The following is a 15,042-nucleotide window of genomic DNA, read 5'->3' as shown; positions in this document are numbered from 1 at the left end:
TGCCGACGGTCAGGGCCGGCTCGATCCGGAAGCGCTCGACCATGCGCTGTCGCGCGCCGACGGCCCGGCGATCGTGTGCGCGCAGGCAGGCAACGTCGCCACCGGGGCGTTCGACCCGTTCGGCCCCATCGCCGACGCCTGCGCCGCGCGCGGCGCCTGGTTGCACGTCGACGGCGCCTTCGGGCTCTGGGCCGCCGCGGCGCCAGGCACCCGGCGGCTCACCGCACACGTCGACCGGGCCGACTCCTGGGCCGTCGACGCACACAAGTGGCTCAACGTGCCCTACGACGCGGCGCTCGCGGTGGTCGCGCATCCGGAGGCGCACCGGGCGGCGATGAGTCTGACCGGTCCTTATCTGGTGGCCGACGCCGGCGAACGCGACAACACCAGCTACGTGCCGGAGAGTTCGCGGCGCGCCCGCTCGGTGCCGGTGTACGCGGCGATCCGGTCGCTGGGCCGTGCCGGCATCGCCGAGCTCGTCGAGCGCAACTGTGCGCAGGCGCGGCGGATGGCGGACCTCGTCTCGGCGATCCCCGGGGCGCAGGTGCTCAACGAAGTGGTGCTCAACCAGGTGCTGCTCCGCCTCCCCGGCGGTGACGCCGCCAACCGCGCCGCCATCGCCGCGATCCAGGACGACGGGACCTGCTGGCTGGGCGGCACCACCTGGCGCGGCGAGCACGTGCTGCGCATCAGCGTCGCGAATTGGGCCACCAGCGACGCCGACATCGACCGGTGCGCTTCGGTGATCGCCGCGATCGCCGAACGGGTCGCCGGTTAGATGTCCACGATCCGATCGGAGGTGTAGAACTCGTCGGGGACCTGGGAGAACGGCTGCGGTTGCTCGATCGAGATCCAGGCACCCGTCGCGCCCGACGCGATCGGACCCCGCAGCGTGACGAAGCCCGACCCGGCGGCATTGGTGTTGATCGCCCCGACCGCGGTGCCCGGCGCCCCGGCCCCGCAGCCCGCCGCCGACGACCGCGGCATCTGGATGAGCTTGACCTCGTAGAAGGTGAACGGTTCCGCGACGGCCAGGTCGACGTCGGCCACCAACTCCCCCGACCCCTCCGTGCGGATGTGTGCGGTCGCCCGGCCTTCGCCCGCCGCCGACACGTATTGCAGCGGGCTGGCGTCGCAGCGGCGCAAGATGTTCGAGAACGTGATGAGCGAGGGATCGACACCCGGGGGCAGCGCGGCCGCGCCCGGAGCGCTGACCATCATCAGTGCTCCCGATCCCACCGCCGTCGCCATGGCCGCACCCGCCGCCGCGAACCGTTTCAGCTGACGCATCGCCCGAACCCCTTCGCCTTCCGACCCGACCCCGCCGTCGGTACCGACAGCTGGTTCACAGCCAACCATGGCACCTGCCGGAGCGGTCTCGTATGGGCCGAATATCCTCGGACGCGGACCGCGCTCGCCGGCGACCGGCGGACGTGGCCGACGACCACCGTCTTCAAGGGAGTAGGCAGCGCAGATGGCGAACGACAAGCAAGCGGACAAGGTGTCATCGGGCAAGGGATTCATCGCCGCGCTCGATCAGAGCGGCGGCTCGACTCCCAAGGCGCTGCGGCTCTACGGCGTCGAGGAAAGCGCCTACTCCTCCGAGCAGGAGATGTTCGACCTCATCCATCAGATGCGGTCCCGGATCATCACCTCGCCGGTCTTCACCGGCGACCGGGTGGTGGGCGCCATCCTGTTCGAGCAGACGATGGACCGCGAGATCGAGGGCAAACCGTCGGCGACCTTCCTCTGGGAGGACAAGGGCGTGGTGCCGTTCCTCAAGATCGACAAGGGTCTGGCCGACGCGTCCGACGACGTGCAGCTGATGAAGCCGATGCCGCAGCTCGACGACCTGCTCGCGCGGGGCGCGCGGGGCGGCATCTTCGGCACCAAGGAGCGATCGGTCATCGGTGGGGCGAATGCCGCGGGCATCGCCGCGGTGGTCGAACAGCAGTTCGAGGTGGCTCGACAGGTGCTCTCGCACGGCCTGGTCCCGATCATCGAGCCCGAGGTGACCATCTCGATCGACGACAAGGCGCAGGCCGAAGAGATCCTGCGAGACGAGATCGCCAAGCAGCTCGATGCCCTCCCCGACGACCAGAAGGTGATGCTCAAGCTCACGCTTCCGACGGAGGCCAACCACTACCAGCCGCTGGTGAACCACCCGAAGGTGCTCAAGGTGGTGGCGCTGTCCGGCGGATACCCGCGCGACGAGGCCAACGCGCTGCTGGCGAAGAACACGGGCGTGATCGCCAGCTTCAGCCGTGCACTCACCGAGGGCTTGTCCGCGCAGCAGTCCGACGAAGAGTTCGACGCCACCCTCGACAAGGCGATCCAGTCGATCTACGACGCGTCGGTGGCCGGGTAAGCCGGGCGCGGGACCGCCGGTCGGCATCGACTCGAGCATCAAAGCCGTTGTGCAGCAATGCGTCACCGGCGGTCAACCGTGGCTGTGCGGCATCGCCCGCTCTGTACAGCACCTGCACGGATGACTAAGGTCGACCGATAATGACCGGACCGGTGCGTCGCAGGTTGCGCGAGGTGCTTCGGCTGGACCGATTCACCGCTTCGGTGACCCGTCGCGGGTCGCGGCCGCACTGCGAATTCATCGGGGTCTTCTTCGACCGGAACGACACCCCGGTCTACGACGTCTGCCGGCGGCCGGCCGCGTATGTGATGACGAGGCGATGCTGCGGTAACACCACGGTGCTGTGCGCCCGGCACGTCAGGGTGGCAAGGGAATCCGAATGGACCGAGTGTCAGGCCTGCCACCACATCGCGCTGTCCTGGGAGGAGTCGGCGACCAGCCTCGAGCGGATCCGGCGGGATCGTTGAGGCTTCCCGCCCGCGCGGGAGCTACCCGTCTTCGCCGAGGGTGCGAAGCAGCAGGTGCATGGCCACCGTCGTCGAACGTTCGCGAATGTCGCTGCGGTTGCCGGGCAGCCGCAGCGTGCGGGTGACGGTCCGGCCGTCCGCGAGTCGTATGCAGAAACACACGGTGCCGACCGGTTTCTCCGCCGTGCCCCCGCCCGGGCCGGCGATCCCGGTGATCGCGACCGCGGTGTCGGCCGCGAAGCGGCGCAGCGCGCCATCGGCCATCGCGACCGCCACCGGCTCCGAGACCGCCCCGTGCGCCTCGATCAGTTGCGGATCGACGCCGAGCACCTCGGTCTTCGCGGCGTTGGCGTAAGCGACCACACCGCCGGCCACGTGGGCTGACGAACCCGGTCGTTCGGTCAGTCGCGCCGCCAGCAGGCCTGCCGTGCAGGATTCCGCCGTTGCGATGCGCCGGCCCGCCAGTCGGTCCGCAACGAGGTCGTCGACCAGGGCGCCGTCCTCGGAGAAGATCGCACTTCCGTGATGCTCACGCAAATAGTCCGCGAGTGCGGAGTAGGCGTCCGCCGCATCCGGTTCGTAGCGGGTGACGATCTCCAATTCGCCCCGACGCAGGCAGGTGGTGATCTCGAGGCGGTCGAATCCGGGGACCTCGCGCTCGGCGGAGCGCAACGTCTCGGCGAGCCCCGACTCGGGCAGGCCGAACATCCGCACGGTCCGCTGCTCGTACTGCGTCCGGCCGGCGATCGCCTGCTGGAGTGCCTCGGTCGCGACCGCAGCGCGCCACATCGGCTGCAACTCACGCGGCGGGCCGGGCAGCACCAGCACCGTCGGCGCACCGGGAACCACCACACCCGGGGCGGTGCCCACCGGATCGAGTACGTGAGCGCCCTCGGGCACCATCGCCTGTTTGCGATTGGCGGCCATCACGGCGTCGAAGTCGACGCCCTCTCGACGGGCCGTCAACGTCCGCAGGATGTCGGCGATATTCTGCTCCAGCGCCTCGTCCAGGACGAGACTGCGGCCGCAGAACCGGGCCACGGTGGCCACGGTCAGGTCGTCGGCCGTCGGCCCGAGTCCGCCACTGGTGATGACGAGGTCGACGCCCTGGCCCGCAAGGAAGCGCAGCTGCGCCTCGATGTCGTCCGGGCGGTCACCGCACAGGGTGATGTGTGCCAGGTCGACGCCCAACTCGAGGAGACGGTCGGCCAGCCACGGACCGTTGCGGTCCTGCACCCGGCCGGTCAGCACCTCGGTACCGGTCACCACGATTCCCGCACGCACAGCCACGGTTCACGACAGTACGCAGCGCGGCCGACTTCCCAGTGGCCGGTGCGACGACCTCGCCGTCAGTCCCGGTCGGGTCGCTGCGCGGCGCGCTGGCGCTGCTCGTCCACCTTCGCGTTCGCGCGGGCCTTCTCGGCTTCGGCCTCCTTCTGTGCCGCCTCACGCTGGGCTTCGGCCTTGTCCTGCTGCGCCTGCCCCTCACGGACCAGGTCGTCGCGGCCCGCGACGGTCCCGACCGCTTCCTTCGCCTTGCCCTTGACGTCTTCGACGACGCCGCGGATGCCCTCGGCGGGGCCGCTGTTGTTCTCAGCCATGATGTGTCCTCTCCGTCGACGGGGCCGCAGGAGTCTGCGGCCCCGGAGTACCGGACCATCGGTTCCCGTTTCCGTCATGCACCAAACCAGGGTCCAGGCCGGTGACGACATCGATTGTGTGGCAACCAATCTCGAAATCAACGCACGACGGCCTTGACCTCAACTAATGTTCAGGTCTGACACTGTGAGCATGGACACCGAATTGCGGCGCATCCGGGCCGATCTCTACGAGACCCGGACCGACTCGCCCTTCCCCGGACTGACAACGCACGCCTACCTGTGGACGCGGCCTGATGGCAACGCGCTGTTCTACTGCCCCGCCACCGACGCGCAACTCGACGACATCGCCGCGCTCGGTGGCGTGGCCGACCAGTACCTCTCACACCAGGACGAGGCCGGGCCGATGCTGGCGACGCTGGCCGGCCGGTTCGGCGCGACGCTGCACGCACCCGCGGCCGAGGTCGCACGGATCGGCAAGCATGCCGACGTGCACGTGACCCTCGACAGCAGGCACGTCGATTCGCTTGGCGTGCAGGTGATCCCGACCCCGGGCCACTCCCCCGGCAGTACCAGCTACCTGGTGTCCGGCGTCGACGGCGAGACGTACCTCTTCACCGGCGACACCATCTTCCCGCGCGGTGACGGAACCTGGGGCACCTTCGTCATCCCCGGTGTCGGCGACCCCGTCGCGCTGCGGGAGAGTCTGCGGCTGCTCGGCACGCTCTCACCCGATCTGGTCATCTCCAGCGCATTCGCCGGCGACAGCGCCCACGAGACGATGACGGGGGCGCGTTGGTCTCAGTGCGTGGCCCGGGCCCTGGACGAGCTCAGCGCTTCAGCCAGCCGGTGACGTCGGTCAGCTGCCGGGTGTAGGTGGTCATGACGTCGTCGTGGTAGAGCGAGGCGCCGCTGATCGCACTGTCGCCCCGCCAGATCACCCGGACCCGCGTCGTGCCGCGCGCATAGATCTCGATGCGGTCGCGGTCGATGCGCTGCCAGCCCTTCTCCTCGGCGAGCTGCTGCAGGCCCTGCCGCTCGTCGATTGCGGTCATCCCATACCTCCTGTGGCGCGTTGCGGGGTCTCCTGCGACGGCTGATCCGAAGAGACTACGGCCCCGGCTGCCTGCTCCCGTCCCCCGGTCAGGCGTCGGAGCCGGCGAACGTCACCACGAGCACGTCGCGCCGGGCGGACGCCGACGGGTCGACGGGGCGGATGGCTGTCACCTCGACTGGTGGACCCCGTTCCGGGGCGGAGGAGATAACCGGCGGAAAACCGGTGAATCATCCGGTCGGGGGTTTCTCGTCCCCTGGTGGCGAGGTCAGAGCTTGTGCGGGACGTCGTTGACGAGCCCGCCGTCCATCACGAACTCGGCGCCGGTGGCGTAGGCCGAATCGTCGCTGGCCAGGAACACCACGAAGGTCGCCACCTCATCGGACTGGCCCGGCCTGCCGAGCGGGATGGTGAGCATGTTGTCGGGGAAGTGCTTGGTCATGGGGGTGCGGATGAAGCCCGGGTGGATGGAGTTCACCCGGATCTTGTGCGCGCCGAGTTCCAGCGCCGCGGACTTGGTGATCCCGCGGACCGCCCACTTGGACGCCACGTAGGGATGCACCATCACCGCACCGCGCATCCCCTCGATCGACGACACGTTGATGATGGAGCCGCCGCCTGCGGACTTCATCGCCTCGACGCTGGCCTGCATGCCCAGGAACGTGCCGGTGAGGTTGACGTCGATCACCTTCTGCCACTTGGCCATGTCGAACTTGCCGATCTGGCCCAGCGCGACGATGCCCGCGTTGTTGACAAGCACGTTGAGCAGGCCGAAATCCGTGACCGCGACGTCGACCGCGGCGGCCCATTCGTCAGCGGAGGTGACGTCCAGGTGCACGTAGCGGGCCGAGTCACCGATCTCGTCGGCGAGGGCCTTGCCCTCGTCGTCGAGGATGTCGCCGATCACCACTTTGGCGCCCTCGGCGACGAGCATCCGCGCATGCGCCGCGCCCATGCCCCGAGCGCCGCCACTGATCAGTGCAACTTTTCCGTCTACCCGTCCCATGACGCGTCAGGCTACCCTAGGGGCTCGCTCGACTAGAACCTGTTCCAGTTTTGTCGCTCGATACGAGGAGAATCAATGGCGATTCGCGTGGCCCACGTCGGCACCGGCAACGTCGGCCGGCTGGCGCTGACCGGACTGCTGACCAATCCCGCATACGAGCTGACGTCGGTCTGTGTGTCGACCCCGGCGAAGGTCGGCAAGGACGCCGGTGAGCTTGCAGGACTCGACATCTCGACGGGCATCACCGCCACCGACGACCTCGGCGTGCTGCTCGAGACCAAGCCGGACTGCGTCGTCTACTGCGCGATGGGCGACACCCGTGGGCCGGACGCGATCGCCGACGTGATGCGGCTGCTCGCGGCCGGTGTCGACGTCGTCGGGTCCGCCCCCGTGGTGTTGCAGTTTCCGTGGAAGCTGATGCCGAGGAAGTACATCGAGATGGTCGAGGACGCCGCACGCGAGGGCGGTTCGAGCCTCTTCATCACCGGCGTCGATCCCGGGTTCGCGAACGATCTGATCCCGTTCGCGTTCGCGAGCACGTGCCAGCGCATCGAGCAGGTGCGCTGCATGGAGATCGCCGACTACGCCACCTATGACGGCGCCACCGTGATGTTCGACGTGATGGGCTTCGGCAGACCGCTGGACGATCTGCCCATCCTGTTCCAGCCCGGTGTGCTCAGCATCGCGTGGGGCACGACCATCCGGCAGCTGGCCGCGGGCCTCGGCATCGAGATCGACGACATCACCGAAAGCTACGAGCGCGAGCCCGCTCCCGAGGCTTTCGACATCGCCGCAGGCCACGTGCCCGCAGGCACCGTCGCGGCGATGCGCTTCGAGATCCGGGGCATGGTCGGGGGCCGTCCGGCCATCGTGGTCGAACACGTCACCCGGCTCCGTGCGGACCTCCGCCCGGACTGGGCGCAGCCGGCCCAGCCCGGCGGCTCGTACCGGGTCGAGATCACCGGCGAACCGTCCTACACCGTCGACATCTGCCCCAGTAGCGACAGGGGTGACCACAACCACGCCGCGATCGTGGCCGCGGCGGGGCGCATCGTCAATGCGATCCCAGCGGTGGTGGCTGCACCGCCCGGCATCCGCACCACCCTCGATCTGCCCTTCATCACGGGCAGTGGGCTGTTCGCCGCCGGCTAGCGGACTCCCGTCAGGAGCCTCGCACTCCGTCTCGCCCGCGCACACCGGTCCACTCGAGGTGCACGCTCGTGCCCTCGGAGGTCGGCGTGATCGACGCGTGGTCGCTCAACGCGTGCATCAGCGGGATACCCCGCCCGCGCAGCCGGTTCTGCGGCGCGGGATTCGGTGGCCGCCAGGTTCCGTGGTCGGTGATCGTGACGGTCAGCTTCTCCTCGCGCGGACTGAAGCTGGCGTGGACGTCCATCGTCCCGGCTCGCTCGGCAGTGACGTAGGCGAACTCGGCCGCATTGGCCAGGGCCTCGTTGGTCGCCAGCAGCAGATCGTTGACCCGGGTCTGGTCGAGGTCGAAATACTGCTCCAGCCACCGGGCGAGCTCTTCCCGGGTGTGAGCCGCGTGGTGGGCGTCGGCGGTGAGGCCGACGCGCACGAAATTCTCGGCGTTGGCGACGTCAGCCGGAACAGAATCGATCATGGCAGTTCTGCTGTACCCGTTCGGTCCTCGTCCTATGCGGCGTCCTGTGTGGCGCTACGCACTCAACGCGGCGACAGCCTCGTCGACGGTGCTGTAGAGCGGAATGATGTCCGCGATGCCGAGCAGCTTGAGGGGGCGACTGGTCGCGGGCCCCTCGGCCACGACGCACAGCGTCACCTTCGGGGTCACCTCGTCGTGCACGGCGACCAGGATGCCCATCCCGGCCGAGGCGAGAAAGTCGACCGCGGTGAAGTCCACCACCAGAGCGGCGGGCTCCTGGGATACGGCCTTGCGGATGGCGTCCTCGAGCTGCGGCGCGGTCAGCATGTCGACCACTCCGGCGACCGACACGACCACCACCCGGTCCAGCCAGCGTTCACTGGTCTGGCAGTTCGTCGCCTCGGCGGCGGTCGAGTGCTCGACCGCGGCTTCGCGCTGTTCCTCCACTGGTCCACCTCCCGCGTGAGCCGCTTCCAATGAATACGGCGGCGCGCACGCAAACATAACGCTCGCAAGGCTGTGGGCTGAACCTGGCAAGTCCTTCGAGCGGCGGCCTGTCCGCCGCCGGGAGCGCCGGTGAAGGACGTCCGCCGACGCAACCGGGACCAGAGTAAACCAGATTTACGGCGCCACACCCCACGGCCCGCGCGGATGCCGCGAGCGACCCGGCCCGGATCGAACCAGTCGCCCCAGCTCGTGGCGTTGCTTAGGTGGACTCAGCAAATGCGTGGTCTGTGCGGTCAGAGGCCGGCGGGACTGCCACGCCTGCCGCGCAGGAGCACCGCGCCGAGCAGCACCACCGCGCCGACCACGGCCAGCGGGATCGTCCACGACCGCCTGCTGGACACCGCGGAGTCACACAACGCCACGAAGTCGGTGTGCGGGACGAGCTGGTTGAGCACCGGCACGCCTCCCACACCGCTGTTGTTGGCGGACTGAGCGGCCGACATGTCGGACACCGCCGCGTTGCCGCAGCCCACGCTCTTGCCGTCCGAATCCGACACGGAGACCGGAACCAACAGCCCGATCACACCGGCGATCAGAAGGATCGCTCCGATGAGCATTGCCAATCGTCGTGCCGTCACGCACCGCTCCCTCGTCGAGGTTGTCCAGAACATCGCGAGGCTACCCATGGCGACCGGCGGCCAAACCGAGGCGAACCCGTTGCCGCCGAGCGGTCATCGGGCCCGGCGGGCACCCCGGCGGACACCGGTGAGCTGCAGCACCGGCCAGTCCTGGCGTCGTGCCGCCGCCATGAGACCCGGACGGGGGTTGACCGGCCGGGGGTGGCCGACCAGCCGCATCAAGGCCTGGTCCTCGTCCCCGTCGGCGTAGAACCAGCTGTCGCGCAGACTGATTCCACCGGCAAGGCTGAACTGTTCGACAGCGGTGGCCTTCTGCGGTCCCCAGATCACCGGCCGGACGATGTCGCCCGTGAGCCTGCCCCGGCCGTCGACCTCGAAGTGGTTGCACACCACGTGGTCGATGCCAAGGAATCGGGCCACCGGCTCGGCGTGGATGGTCAGCGCCGAGGAACTCATCACGACTGTGTGGCCGCGCTCCTGGTGTGCCCGGACCACCTCGCGCATGTGCGGGTACACCCAGGCCGCAACCCGCGCGACGAACAATCTCTCACCGAGGTCGTCGAGCTCGGCCAGCGACTCGCCGCGCAGGTATCCCGCCGCCCGGACGACGAGCCGCTCGAACTGCATCCGGCCGAGCCGGTATCGCACCGCCGCCTCCATGACGCCCAGCACCTCGCCGACCCCGGCCTGCCTTCGCCGGATGCGGTCACCGGCGTGCGCGGTCGCGGTGAAGCCGTCCACCAGGGTGCCGTCGAGGTCGAAGAAGGCCCCCACGCCAGGGCCGCCCGGACCGCCGCCGATCTCGGCCACCGATTCGGCGGGTGACAGCGCCCGGCCCGCCGCAACCCGCTTCGGATTCTCTGAAGAATTCACGTCCGCCCCAGTACATCACCCTGCACCGACACGGGCGGCCGCCACTCATGACGGTCGCGGCCCCCTGCGCACCTCGGACGGGGTACCGTCGACTAAACTAGAACACGTTTCAGTTCGCTGACCGGTCCACCCTAGGAGCGCCGAATGCACACCGCCCTCTGCGACGAACTCGGAATCGACCTCCCGATCTTCGCCTTCACACATTGCCGGGACGTCGTCGTCGCGGTCAGCAAGTCCGGCGGCTTCGGCGTGCTGGGCGCCGTGGGGTTCACGCCCGAACAGCTCGAGATCGAATTGAAGTGGATCGACGCGCACATCGGCGACCATCCGTACGGCGTCGACATCGTCATCCCCAACAAGTACGAGGGCATGGACGCCACCGACCTGTCTCCCGAGGTGCTGAAGAAGACGCTCAACGACCTCGTTCCCGACGAGCACGTGGAGTTCGCCCGCAAGATCCTGGCCGATCACGGCGTGCCCGTCGACCACAGCGACGACGACGCCATGCAGCTGCTCGGCTGGACCGAGGCGACCGCCACGCCGCAGGTGGAGGTGGCGCTGCAGCACCCGAAGTGCACACTGATCGCCAATGCGCTCGGCACCCCGCCCGCCGACATGATCAAGCACATCCACGACGAGGGCCGCAAAGTCGCGGCGCTGTGCGGGTCGCCGTCGCAGGCGCGCAAGCACGCCGACGCCGGGGTGGACATCATCATCGCCCAGGGCGGTGAGGCCGGCGGCCACTGCGGTGAGGTCGGTTCGATCGTGCTGTGGCCCCAGGTCGTCAAGGCGGTCGCGCCGGTACCCGTGCTGGCCGCAGGCGGGATCGGCAGCGGCCAGCAGATCGCCGCTGCGCTGGCACTCGGCGCGCAGGGTGCCTGGACCGGCTCGCAGTGGGTGATGGTCGAGGAGTCCGAGCACACCCCCGTGCAGCACGCCGCCTACGCCAAGGCGTCCAGCCGTGACACCGTGCGGAGCCGGTCGTTCACCGGCAAGCCGGCGCGGATGCTGAAGAACGACTGGACCGAGGCGTGGGAGAACCCCGACAACCCGAAGCCGCTCGGGATGCCGTTGCAGTACATGGTGTCCGGCATGGCGGTGGCCGCGACGCACAAGTACCCGAACGAGAGTGTCGACGTCGCGTTCAACCCGATCGGTCAGGTGGTCGGCCAGTTCACCAAGGTCGAGAAGACCGCGACGGTGATCGAGCGCTGGGTGCAGGAGTACATCGAGGCCACCAGCACCCTCAACCAGCTCAACGAGGCCGCCGGAGTCTGACTCCCCGACGCGACACGCGTTGCCGCTGCGCGATGGCCGGCACCGACGGGGTTAGCCTGACGGATGGCCGAAATGTCATCGCCGGCACGCACGTTCCGCCGCGCCGCCGGCGCGCTGCTCTGCCTGGCCCTCGCGGCAGGCGCGACGTGGACGGCCGCCCCGGCGGCCGCCCAGCCGGAGTCTGAATTCGCCACGGACGAGCGGGGCTTCGTCGACACCGCGGCACACTGCCAGGGTGCTGCGGTGGCAGTCGCGTACGGCAGGACCGCGGAGTCACTGGTCGCGATCTGCGCGGGCCCGGGCGGCCAGCTCCAGTTCCGCGGCGTGCGACTCGAGGATGACGCGGCGCTGATGCTGGCCGCGGAACCGACCACCACCGGTGGCTACGTCGCGTTCAACGATGGCGTCACCTACACCGTCACGCCCGCCGCACTCACCGTGGCGTCGGGTGCGGACACCGTGATCCGGCAGCCGATGGTCGACTACCACGGCGCCGGAGAGGCCGGATAGCAAAAGCCTGCCCGTTCGATCTCGATCGACATCCGGTCTGGTGCGGCGCCTCGTCGTTATGTAGGTTTGCATACATAGCGGCGGAAGGAGCCGGTGTGACCAGTCCCCGCGAACGCATGGTGGCCTCCGCGGCGCTACTGATCCGGGAGCGGGGCGCGCACCCGACGGCCATCGCCGACGTGCTCGCCCACAGCGGCGCGCCCCGCGGCTCGGCCTACCACTACTTCCCCGGCGGGCGGAATCAACTGCTCTGCGAGGCGGTCGACTACGCCGGCCAGTACATGGCGGAGCGGATGTCCCGCGCCACCAGCGCGGTGCAGATGCTCGACGCCCTGATTGCCGGATACCGCAGGCAACTCGTCGACAGCGACTACCGCGCCGGATGTCCGGTCGTCGCGGTCACCGTCGAGGCGGGCGACCCCGAGCAGCCGGGTCCGCAGCGGGCGGTCATCGAGCGTGCCGCGGCGGCGTTCACCCGCTGGGCCGACCTCATCAGGGCCCGGTTGGAGCAGGACGGCGTGCCTGCGGCGCAGTCGGAGGAACTGGCCATGCTGGTCCTCACCGCCTTCGAAGGCGCCATCGTCGTCGCCCGCGCCGGCCGCGACGTCACACCGCTGGACATGGTGCACCGCCGGCTGCGGGCACTGCTGGAGACCGCGACAGGAGACCACCGTGACGACGACTGAATGGCAACCGACCGCCTGCATCCTCTGCGAATGCAACTGCGGCATCGTGGTGCACACCGAAGACCGCACGCTGGCCAAGATCCGGGGTGACAAAGACCACCCCGCATCACAGGGCTACACCTGCAACAAGGCGCTGCGCCTCGACCACTACCAGAACAACGCCGGCCGGCTGACCTCGCCGATGCGACGGCGCGCCGACGGCAGCTACGAGGAGATCGACTGGGACACCGCGATCTCGGAGATCGCAGACGGTTTCCGGCGGATCCGGGACGCCTACGGCGGAGACAAGATCTTCTACTACGGCGGCGGTGGGCAGGGTAACCACCTCGGCGGCGCCTACAGCGGCGCGTTCCTCAAAGCCCTCGGGTCGCGCTACCGCTCGAACGCACTGGCACAGGAGAAGACCGGCGAACACTGGGTCGACGCGCAGCTCTACGGCGGGCACACCCGCGGGGAGTTCGAGCACGCCGAGGTGGCGGTGTTCGTCGGGAAGAACCCGTGGATGTCGCAGAGCTTCCCACGGGCGCGTGTGGTGCTCAACGACATCGCCAAGGATCCCGGCCGTGCCATGATCGTCATCGACCCCGTGGTCACCGACACCGCGAAGATGGCCGAGTTCCACCTACGCGTGCGGCCCGGCACCGACGCCTGGTGCCTTGCTGCGATGGCCGCCGTGCTGGTGCAGGAGAATCTCTGCGACCAAGCATTTCTCGCCGAGCACGTGACCGGAGCGGATCCGGTGATCGCGGTGCTGCGCGATGTGCCGGTGACCGAGTACGCCGCCCGCTGCGGTGTCGCCGAAGAATTGTTGCGCGAGGCGGTGCGGCGCATCGCCGCAGCCGACAGCGTCTCGGTGTTCGAGGACCTCGGCATCCAGCAGGCGCCCAACAGCACGCTGTGCTCCTACCTCAACAAGATGCTCTGGATTCTCACCGGCAACTTCGCCAAGCGCGGTGCCCAGCATCTTCACTCGTCGTTCGCGCCGCTGTTCGCCGCAGGCGGCGTCGGCCGCACGCCGGTCACCGGTGCGCCGGTGATCGCCGGGCTGGTACCGAGCAACGTCGTGCCGCAGGAGATCCTGACCGATCATCCGGACCGCTTCCGTGCGATGGTCGTCGAGAGCAGCAACCCGGCCCACTCGGTGGCCGACTCCGCCTCCTGCCGTGCAGCTTTCGAGGCACTCGAATTGCTCGTGGTGATCGACGTGGCGATGACCGAGACGGCACGACTGGCGCACTACGTGCTGCCCGCCGCCACCCAGTTCGAGAAGCCGGAAGCCACCTTCTTCAATCTCGAGTTCCCGCACAACACGTTTCACCTCCGTCATCCGCTCCTCCCGCCGCTGCCCGGCACGCTGCCCGAACCGGAGATCTGGGCGCGCCTGGTACGCGCACTCGACATCGTCGGCGAAGACGACCTGCGACCGTTGCGGCGCGCGGCCGAACAGGGGCTCGAGTCCTACGGCGAGGCGTTCCTGGCGGCTGTCGGCGCCAACCCGGCGTTGAGCCGGGTGCTGCCGTTCGTGCTCTACGAGACGCTCGGGCCGACGCTGCCCGACGGCCTCGCCGGCGCCGCCGCCCTGTGGGGACTGGCCCAGAAGACGGCGATGGCCTACCCGGAGGCGGTCCGGCGCGCGGGTCACGCCGACGGCAATGCGCTGTTCCGCGCGATCCTGTCCGGCCGATCGGGTGTCACCTTCACGGTGCACGAGTACGCGGAAGATTTCACCCTGATCGGTCACCCCGATCACCGGATCGCCTTCGAGATCCCGGAACTGCTCGACGAGATCCGGGGTCTGCGTCCCGACCGGAGTCCGCTGACGTCGGTCGACTTCCCCGTCGTGCTGTCCGCCGGGGAGCGTCGCGCCTACACCGCCAACGACATCCTGCGCGACCCCGCATGGCGCAAACGCGACGCCGACGGGGCGCTGCGCATCAGCCCGCAGGACGCCGAGGCGTTCGGCCTCGCCGACGGCGGACGGGCGAAGATCACCACGGCGGCGGGCACCGCCGAGGCCGGTGTCGAGGTGACCGACATGATGCTGCCGGGGCATGTGTCGCTGCCGAACGGCTACGGCGTCGACTATCGCGACGAAGGCGGCGTCCGGGTCCCCGGCGTCGCGCCCAACGCCCTGACCTCCACCGACTGGCGCGACGCGTTCGCCGGTACGCCATGGCACAAGCACGTCCCGGCCCGGATCGAGCCGGTAGCCGAAGCGGTCGTCGCGGCCGAGTAGGTCTTTTCCGCGTCAGGGCAGCGGCGGCGGCACGGGCGCTGGAGCGGGCGGCGGGGCCGGAGCCGGCGGTTGCGGACCGGCGGGCAGGTGCGGCGGTGGTGCCGCGTTGGGATCCAGCGGGCGCTGGGTCAGCAGGAGCAGTGCGTCACGGCCGCTGACCTCCTGTGTCTGCATGGCGTGCCACAGGTCCTGGAGGTAGGACAACCCGCGCCCCGGCGCCGGGCCGGCGGGGACGTCGGACGTGCCCGGCGGCAGGT

The 15,042-nt window shown here is 69.3% G+C and carries 18 protein-coding genes and 1 pseudogene; 9 read left to right on the top strand and 10 right to left on the bottom strand.

Going from position 1 to position 15,042, the window contains the following annotated elements:
- A partial coding sequence (locus Q2100_RS17660) for a pyridoxal phosphate-dependent decarboxylase family protein (protein WP_302915112.1) occupies positions 1 to 778 on the top strand: 778 nt, incomplete at its 5' end.
- Here Q2100_RS17660 and Q2100_RS17655 read toward each other — a convergent pair.
- Positions 775 to 1,290 (bottom strand): hypothetical protein, encoded by a 516-nt coding sequence (locus tag Q2100_RS17655; RefSeq protein ID WP_302915111.1) that lies wholly within the window; start codon positions 1,288 to 1,290, stop codon positions 775 to 777. The genes Q2100_RS17660 and Q2100_RS17655 overlap by 4 nt on opposite strands.
- A gap of 184 nt (positions 1,291 to 1,474) precedes the next feature.
- On the opposite strand from Q2100_RS17655, the gene Q2100_RS17650 reads away from it, so the two are divergent.
- Positions 1,475 to 2,368, top strand: a complete 894-nt coding sequence (locus Q2100_RS17650; RefSeq protein ID WP_302915110.1) for a fructose bisphosphate aldolase — start codon at positions 1,475 to 1,477, stop codon at positions 2,366 to 2,368.
- A gap of 140 nt (positions 2,369 to 2,508) precedes the next feature.
- The gene (locus Q2100_RS17645) at positions 2,509 to 2,835 is read left to right on the top strand and encodes a hypothetical protein (RefSeq protein ID WP_302915109.1); all 327 of its coding nucleotides are present in this window, start codon (positions 2,509 to 2,511) and stop codon (positions 2,833 to 2,835) included.
- Between the two features lie 21 nt (positions 2,836 to 2,856).
- Here the strand turns inward: Q2100_RS17645 and Q2100_RS17640 are convergent, their stop codons facing one another.
- Together Q2100_RS17640 and mbp1 are read right to left on the bottom strand one after the other, a co-directional pair.
- Positions 2,857 to 4,125: a competence/damage-inducible protein A gene (locus tag Q2100_RS17640; protein WP_302915108.1), complete on the bottom strand. Its 1,269-nt coding sequence runs from the start codon at positions 4,123 to 4,125 to the stop codon at positions 2,857 to 2,859.
- Between the two features lie 59 nt (positions 4,126 to 4,184).
- Complete coding sequence (gene mbp1, locus Q2100_RS17635) at positions 4,185 to 4,436, bottom strand: microaggregate-binding protein 1 (protein WP_264014185.1); 252 nt, start codon at positions 4,434 to 4,436, stop codon at positions 4,185 to 4,187.
- A gap of 190 nt (positions 4,437 to 4,626) precedes the next feature.
- Between mbp1 and Q2100_RS17630 the strand changes: the two genes are divergently transcribed.
- The gene (locus Q2100_RS17630; RefSeq protein WP_302915107.1) at positions 4,627 to 5,286 is read left to right on the top strand and encodes an MBL fold metallo-hydrolase; all 660 of its coding nucleotides are present in this window, start codon (positions 4,627 to 4,629) and stop codon (positions 5,284 to 5,286) included.
- Here Q2100_RS17630 and Q2100_RS17625 read toward each other — a convergent pair.
- Both Q2100_RS17625 and Q2100_RS17620 read right to left on the bottom strand, forming a co-directional pair.
- Positions 5,264 to 5,488, bottom strand: coding sequence for a hypothetical protein (locus tag Q2100_RS17625; protein ID WP_264014183.1), 225 nt, complete (start codon positions 5,486 to 5,488; stop codon positions 5,264 to 5,266). The genes Q2100_RS17630 and Q2100_RS17625 overlap by 23 nt on opposite strands.
- Positions 5,489 to 5,755: 267 nt before the next feature.
- On the bottom strand, positions 5,756 to 6,493 hold the full coding sequence (locus Q2100_RS17620) for a glucose 1-dehydrogenase (RefSeq protein ID WP_264014182.1): 738 nt from the start codon (positions 6,491 to 6,493) through the stop codon (positions 5,756 to 5,758).
- Between the two features lie 75 nt (positions 6,494 to 6,568).
- Here Q2100_RS17620 and Q2100_RS17615 point away from each other — a divergent pair, with 75 nt between their 5' ends.
- Entirely contained in the window at positions 6,569 to 7,645 is a 1,077-nt protein-coding gene (locus Q2100_RS17615) for an NAD(P)H-dependent amine dehydrogenase family protein (RefSeq protein WP_302915106.1), read from the top strand.
- 10 nt (positions 7,646 to 7,655) lie between these two features.
- On the opposite strand, the gene Q2100_RS17610 is transcribed toward Q2100_RS17615, so the two are convergent.
- The 4 genes from Q2100_RS17610 to Q2100_RS17595 all read right to left on the bottom strand — a co-directional run bounded on the left by Q2100_RS17610 (position 7,656) and on the right by Q2100_RS17595 (position 10,075).
- Positions 7,656 to 8,117, bottom strand: a complete 462-nt coding sequence (locus Q2100_RS17610; protein ID WP_264014180.1) for an ATP-binding protein — start codon at positions 8,115 to 8,117, stop codon at positions 7,656 to 7,658.
- Positions 8,118 to 8,171: 54 nt separating this feature from the next.
- Positions 8,172 to 8,564: an STAS domain-containing protein gene (locus Q2100_RS17605; protein ID WP_264014179.1), complete on the bottom strand. Its 393-nt coding sequence runs from the start codon at positions 8,562 to 8,564 to the stop codon at positions 8,172 to 8,174.
- 293 nt (positions 8,565 to 8,857) lie between these two features.
- Positions 8,858 to 9,202, bottom strand: coding sequence for an aminopeptidase (locus Q2100_RS17600; protein WP_264014178.1), 345 nt, complete (start codon positions 9,200 to 9,202; stop codon positions 8,858 to 8,860).
- Positions 9,203 to 9,295: 93 nt separating this feature from the next.
- Positions 9,296 to 10,075 carry an HAD family hydrolase gene (locus Q2100_RS17595; protein WP_264014177.1) on the bottom strand — a complete coding sequence of 260 codons (780 nt, stop codon included), beginning with the start codon at positions 10,073 to 10,075 and terminating at the stop codon, positions 9,296 to 9,298.
- Positions 10,076 to 10,219: 144 nt separating this feature from the next.
- On the opposite strand from Q2100_RS17595, the gene Q2100_RS17590 reads away from it, so the two are divergent.
- The 4 genes from Q2100_RS17590 to Q2100_RS17575 all read left to right on the top strand — a co-directional run bounded on the left by Q2100_RS17590 (position 10,220) and on the right by Q2100_RS17575 (position 14,785).
- Positions 10,220 to 11,353, top strand: coding sequence for a nitronate monooxygenase (locus tag Q2100_RS17590; protein ID WP_302915105.1), 1,134 nt, complete (start codon positions 10,220 to 10,222; stop codon positions 11,351 to 11,353).
- Between the two features lie 72 nt (positions 11,354 to 11,425).
- The gene (locus Q2100_RS17585) at positions 11,426 to 11,863 is read left to right on the top strand and encodes a hypothetical protein (protein WP_302915104.1); all 438 of its coding nucleotides are present in this window, start codon (positions 11,426 to 11,428) and stop codon (positions 11,861 to 11,863) included.
- Between the two features lie 95 nt (positions 11,864 to 11,958).
- Complete coding sequence (locus Q2100_RS17580; RefSeq protein ID WP_264014174.1) at positions 11,959 to 12,549, top strand: TetR/AcrR family transcriptional regulator; 591 nt, start codon at positions 11,959 to 11,961, stop codon at positions 12,547 to 12,549.
- Positions 12,536 to 14,785, top strand: a complete 2,250-nt coding sequence (locus Q2100_RS17575; RefSeq protein WP_302915103.1) for a molybdopterin-dependent oxidoreductase — start codon at positions 12,536 to 12,538, stop codon at positions 14,783 to 14,785. Before Q2100_RS17580 ends, Q2100_RS17575 begins: the two co-directional genes overlap by 14 nt.
- A gap of 12 nt (positions 14,786 to 14,797) precedes the next feature.
- On the opposite strand, the pseudogene Q2100_RS17570 reads toward Q2100_RS17575, so the two are convergent.
- Positions 14,798 to 15,042: pseudogene (locus tag Q2100_RS17570) on the bottom strand (hypothetical protein); the annotation flags it as partial.

Origin of the sequence: Mycolicibacterium arseniciresistens, assembly GCF_030519285.1 — a bacterium.
Taxonomy (GTDB): Bacteria; Actinomycetota; Actinomycetes; order Mycobacteriales; family Mycobacteriaceae; genus Mycobacterium; species Mycobacterium arseniciresistens.
The sequence above is the reverse complement of the archived record's forward strand: the minus strand, read 5'-3'. Positions and strand labels throughout refer to the sequence as shown.

Bases quoted from the DNA above. Each gene is read 5' to 3' on its own strand.
- Q2100_RS17655 (WP_302915111.1), bottom strand. From the start codon at position 1,290: ATGCGTCAGCTGAAACGGTTCGCGGCGGCGGGTGCGGCCATGGCGACG.
- Q2100_RS17650 (WP_302915110.1), top strand. From the start codon at position 1,475: ATGGCGAACGACAAGCAAGCGGACAAGGTGTCATCGGGCAAGGGATTC.
- Q2100_RS17645 (WP_302915109.1), top strand. From the start codon at position 2,509: ATGACCGGACCGGTGCGTCGCAGGTTGCGCGAGGTGCTTCGGCTGGAC.
- mbp1 (WP_264014185.1), bottom strand. From the start codon at position 4,436: ATGGCTGAGAACAACAGCGGCCCCGCCGAGGGCATCCGCGGCGTCGTC.
- Q2100_RS17630 (WP_302915107.1), top strand. From the start codon at position 4,627: ATGGACACCGAATTGCGGCGCATCCGGGCCGATCTCTACGAGACCCGG.
- Q2100_RS17625 (WP_264014183.1), bottom strand. From the start codon at position 5,488: ATGACCGCAATCGACGAGCGGCAGGGCCTGCAGCAGCTCGCCGAGGAG.
- Q2100_RS17620 (WP_264014182.1), bottom strand. From the start codon at position 6,493: ATGGGACGGGTAGACGGAAAAGTTGCACTGATCAGTGGCGGCGCTCGG.
- Q2100_RS17615 (WP_302915106.1), top strand. From the start codon at position 6,569: ATGGCGATTCGCGTGGCCCACGTCGGCACCGGCAACGTCGGCCGGCTG.
- Q2100_RS17610 (WP_264014180.1), bottom strand. From the start codon at position 8,117: ATGATCGATTCTGTTCCGGCTGACGTCGCCAACGCCGAGAATTTCGTG.
- Q2100_RS17590 (WP_302915105.1), top strand. From the start codon at position 10,220: ATGCACACCGCCCTCTGCGACGAACTCGGAATCGACCTCCCGATCTTC.
- Q2100_RS17585 (WP_302915104.1), top strand. From the start codon at position 11,426: ATGTCATCGCCGGCACGCACGTTCCGCCGCGCCGCCGGCGCGCTGCTC.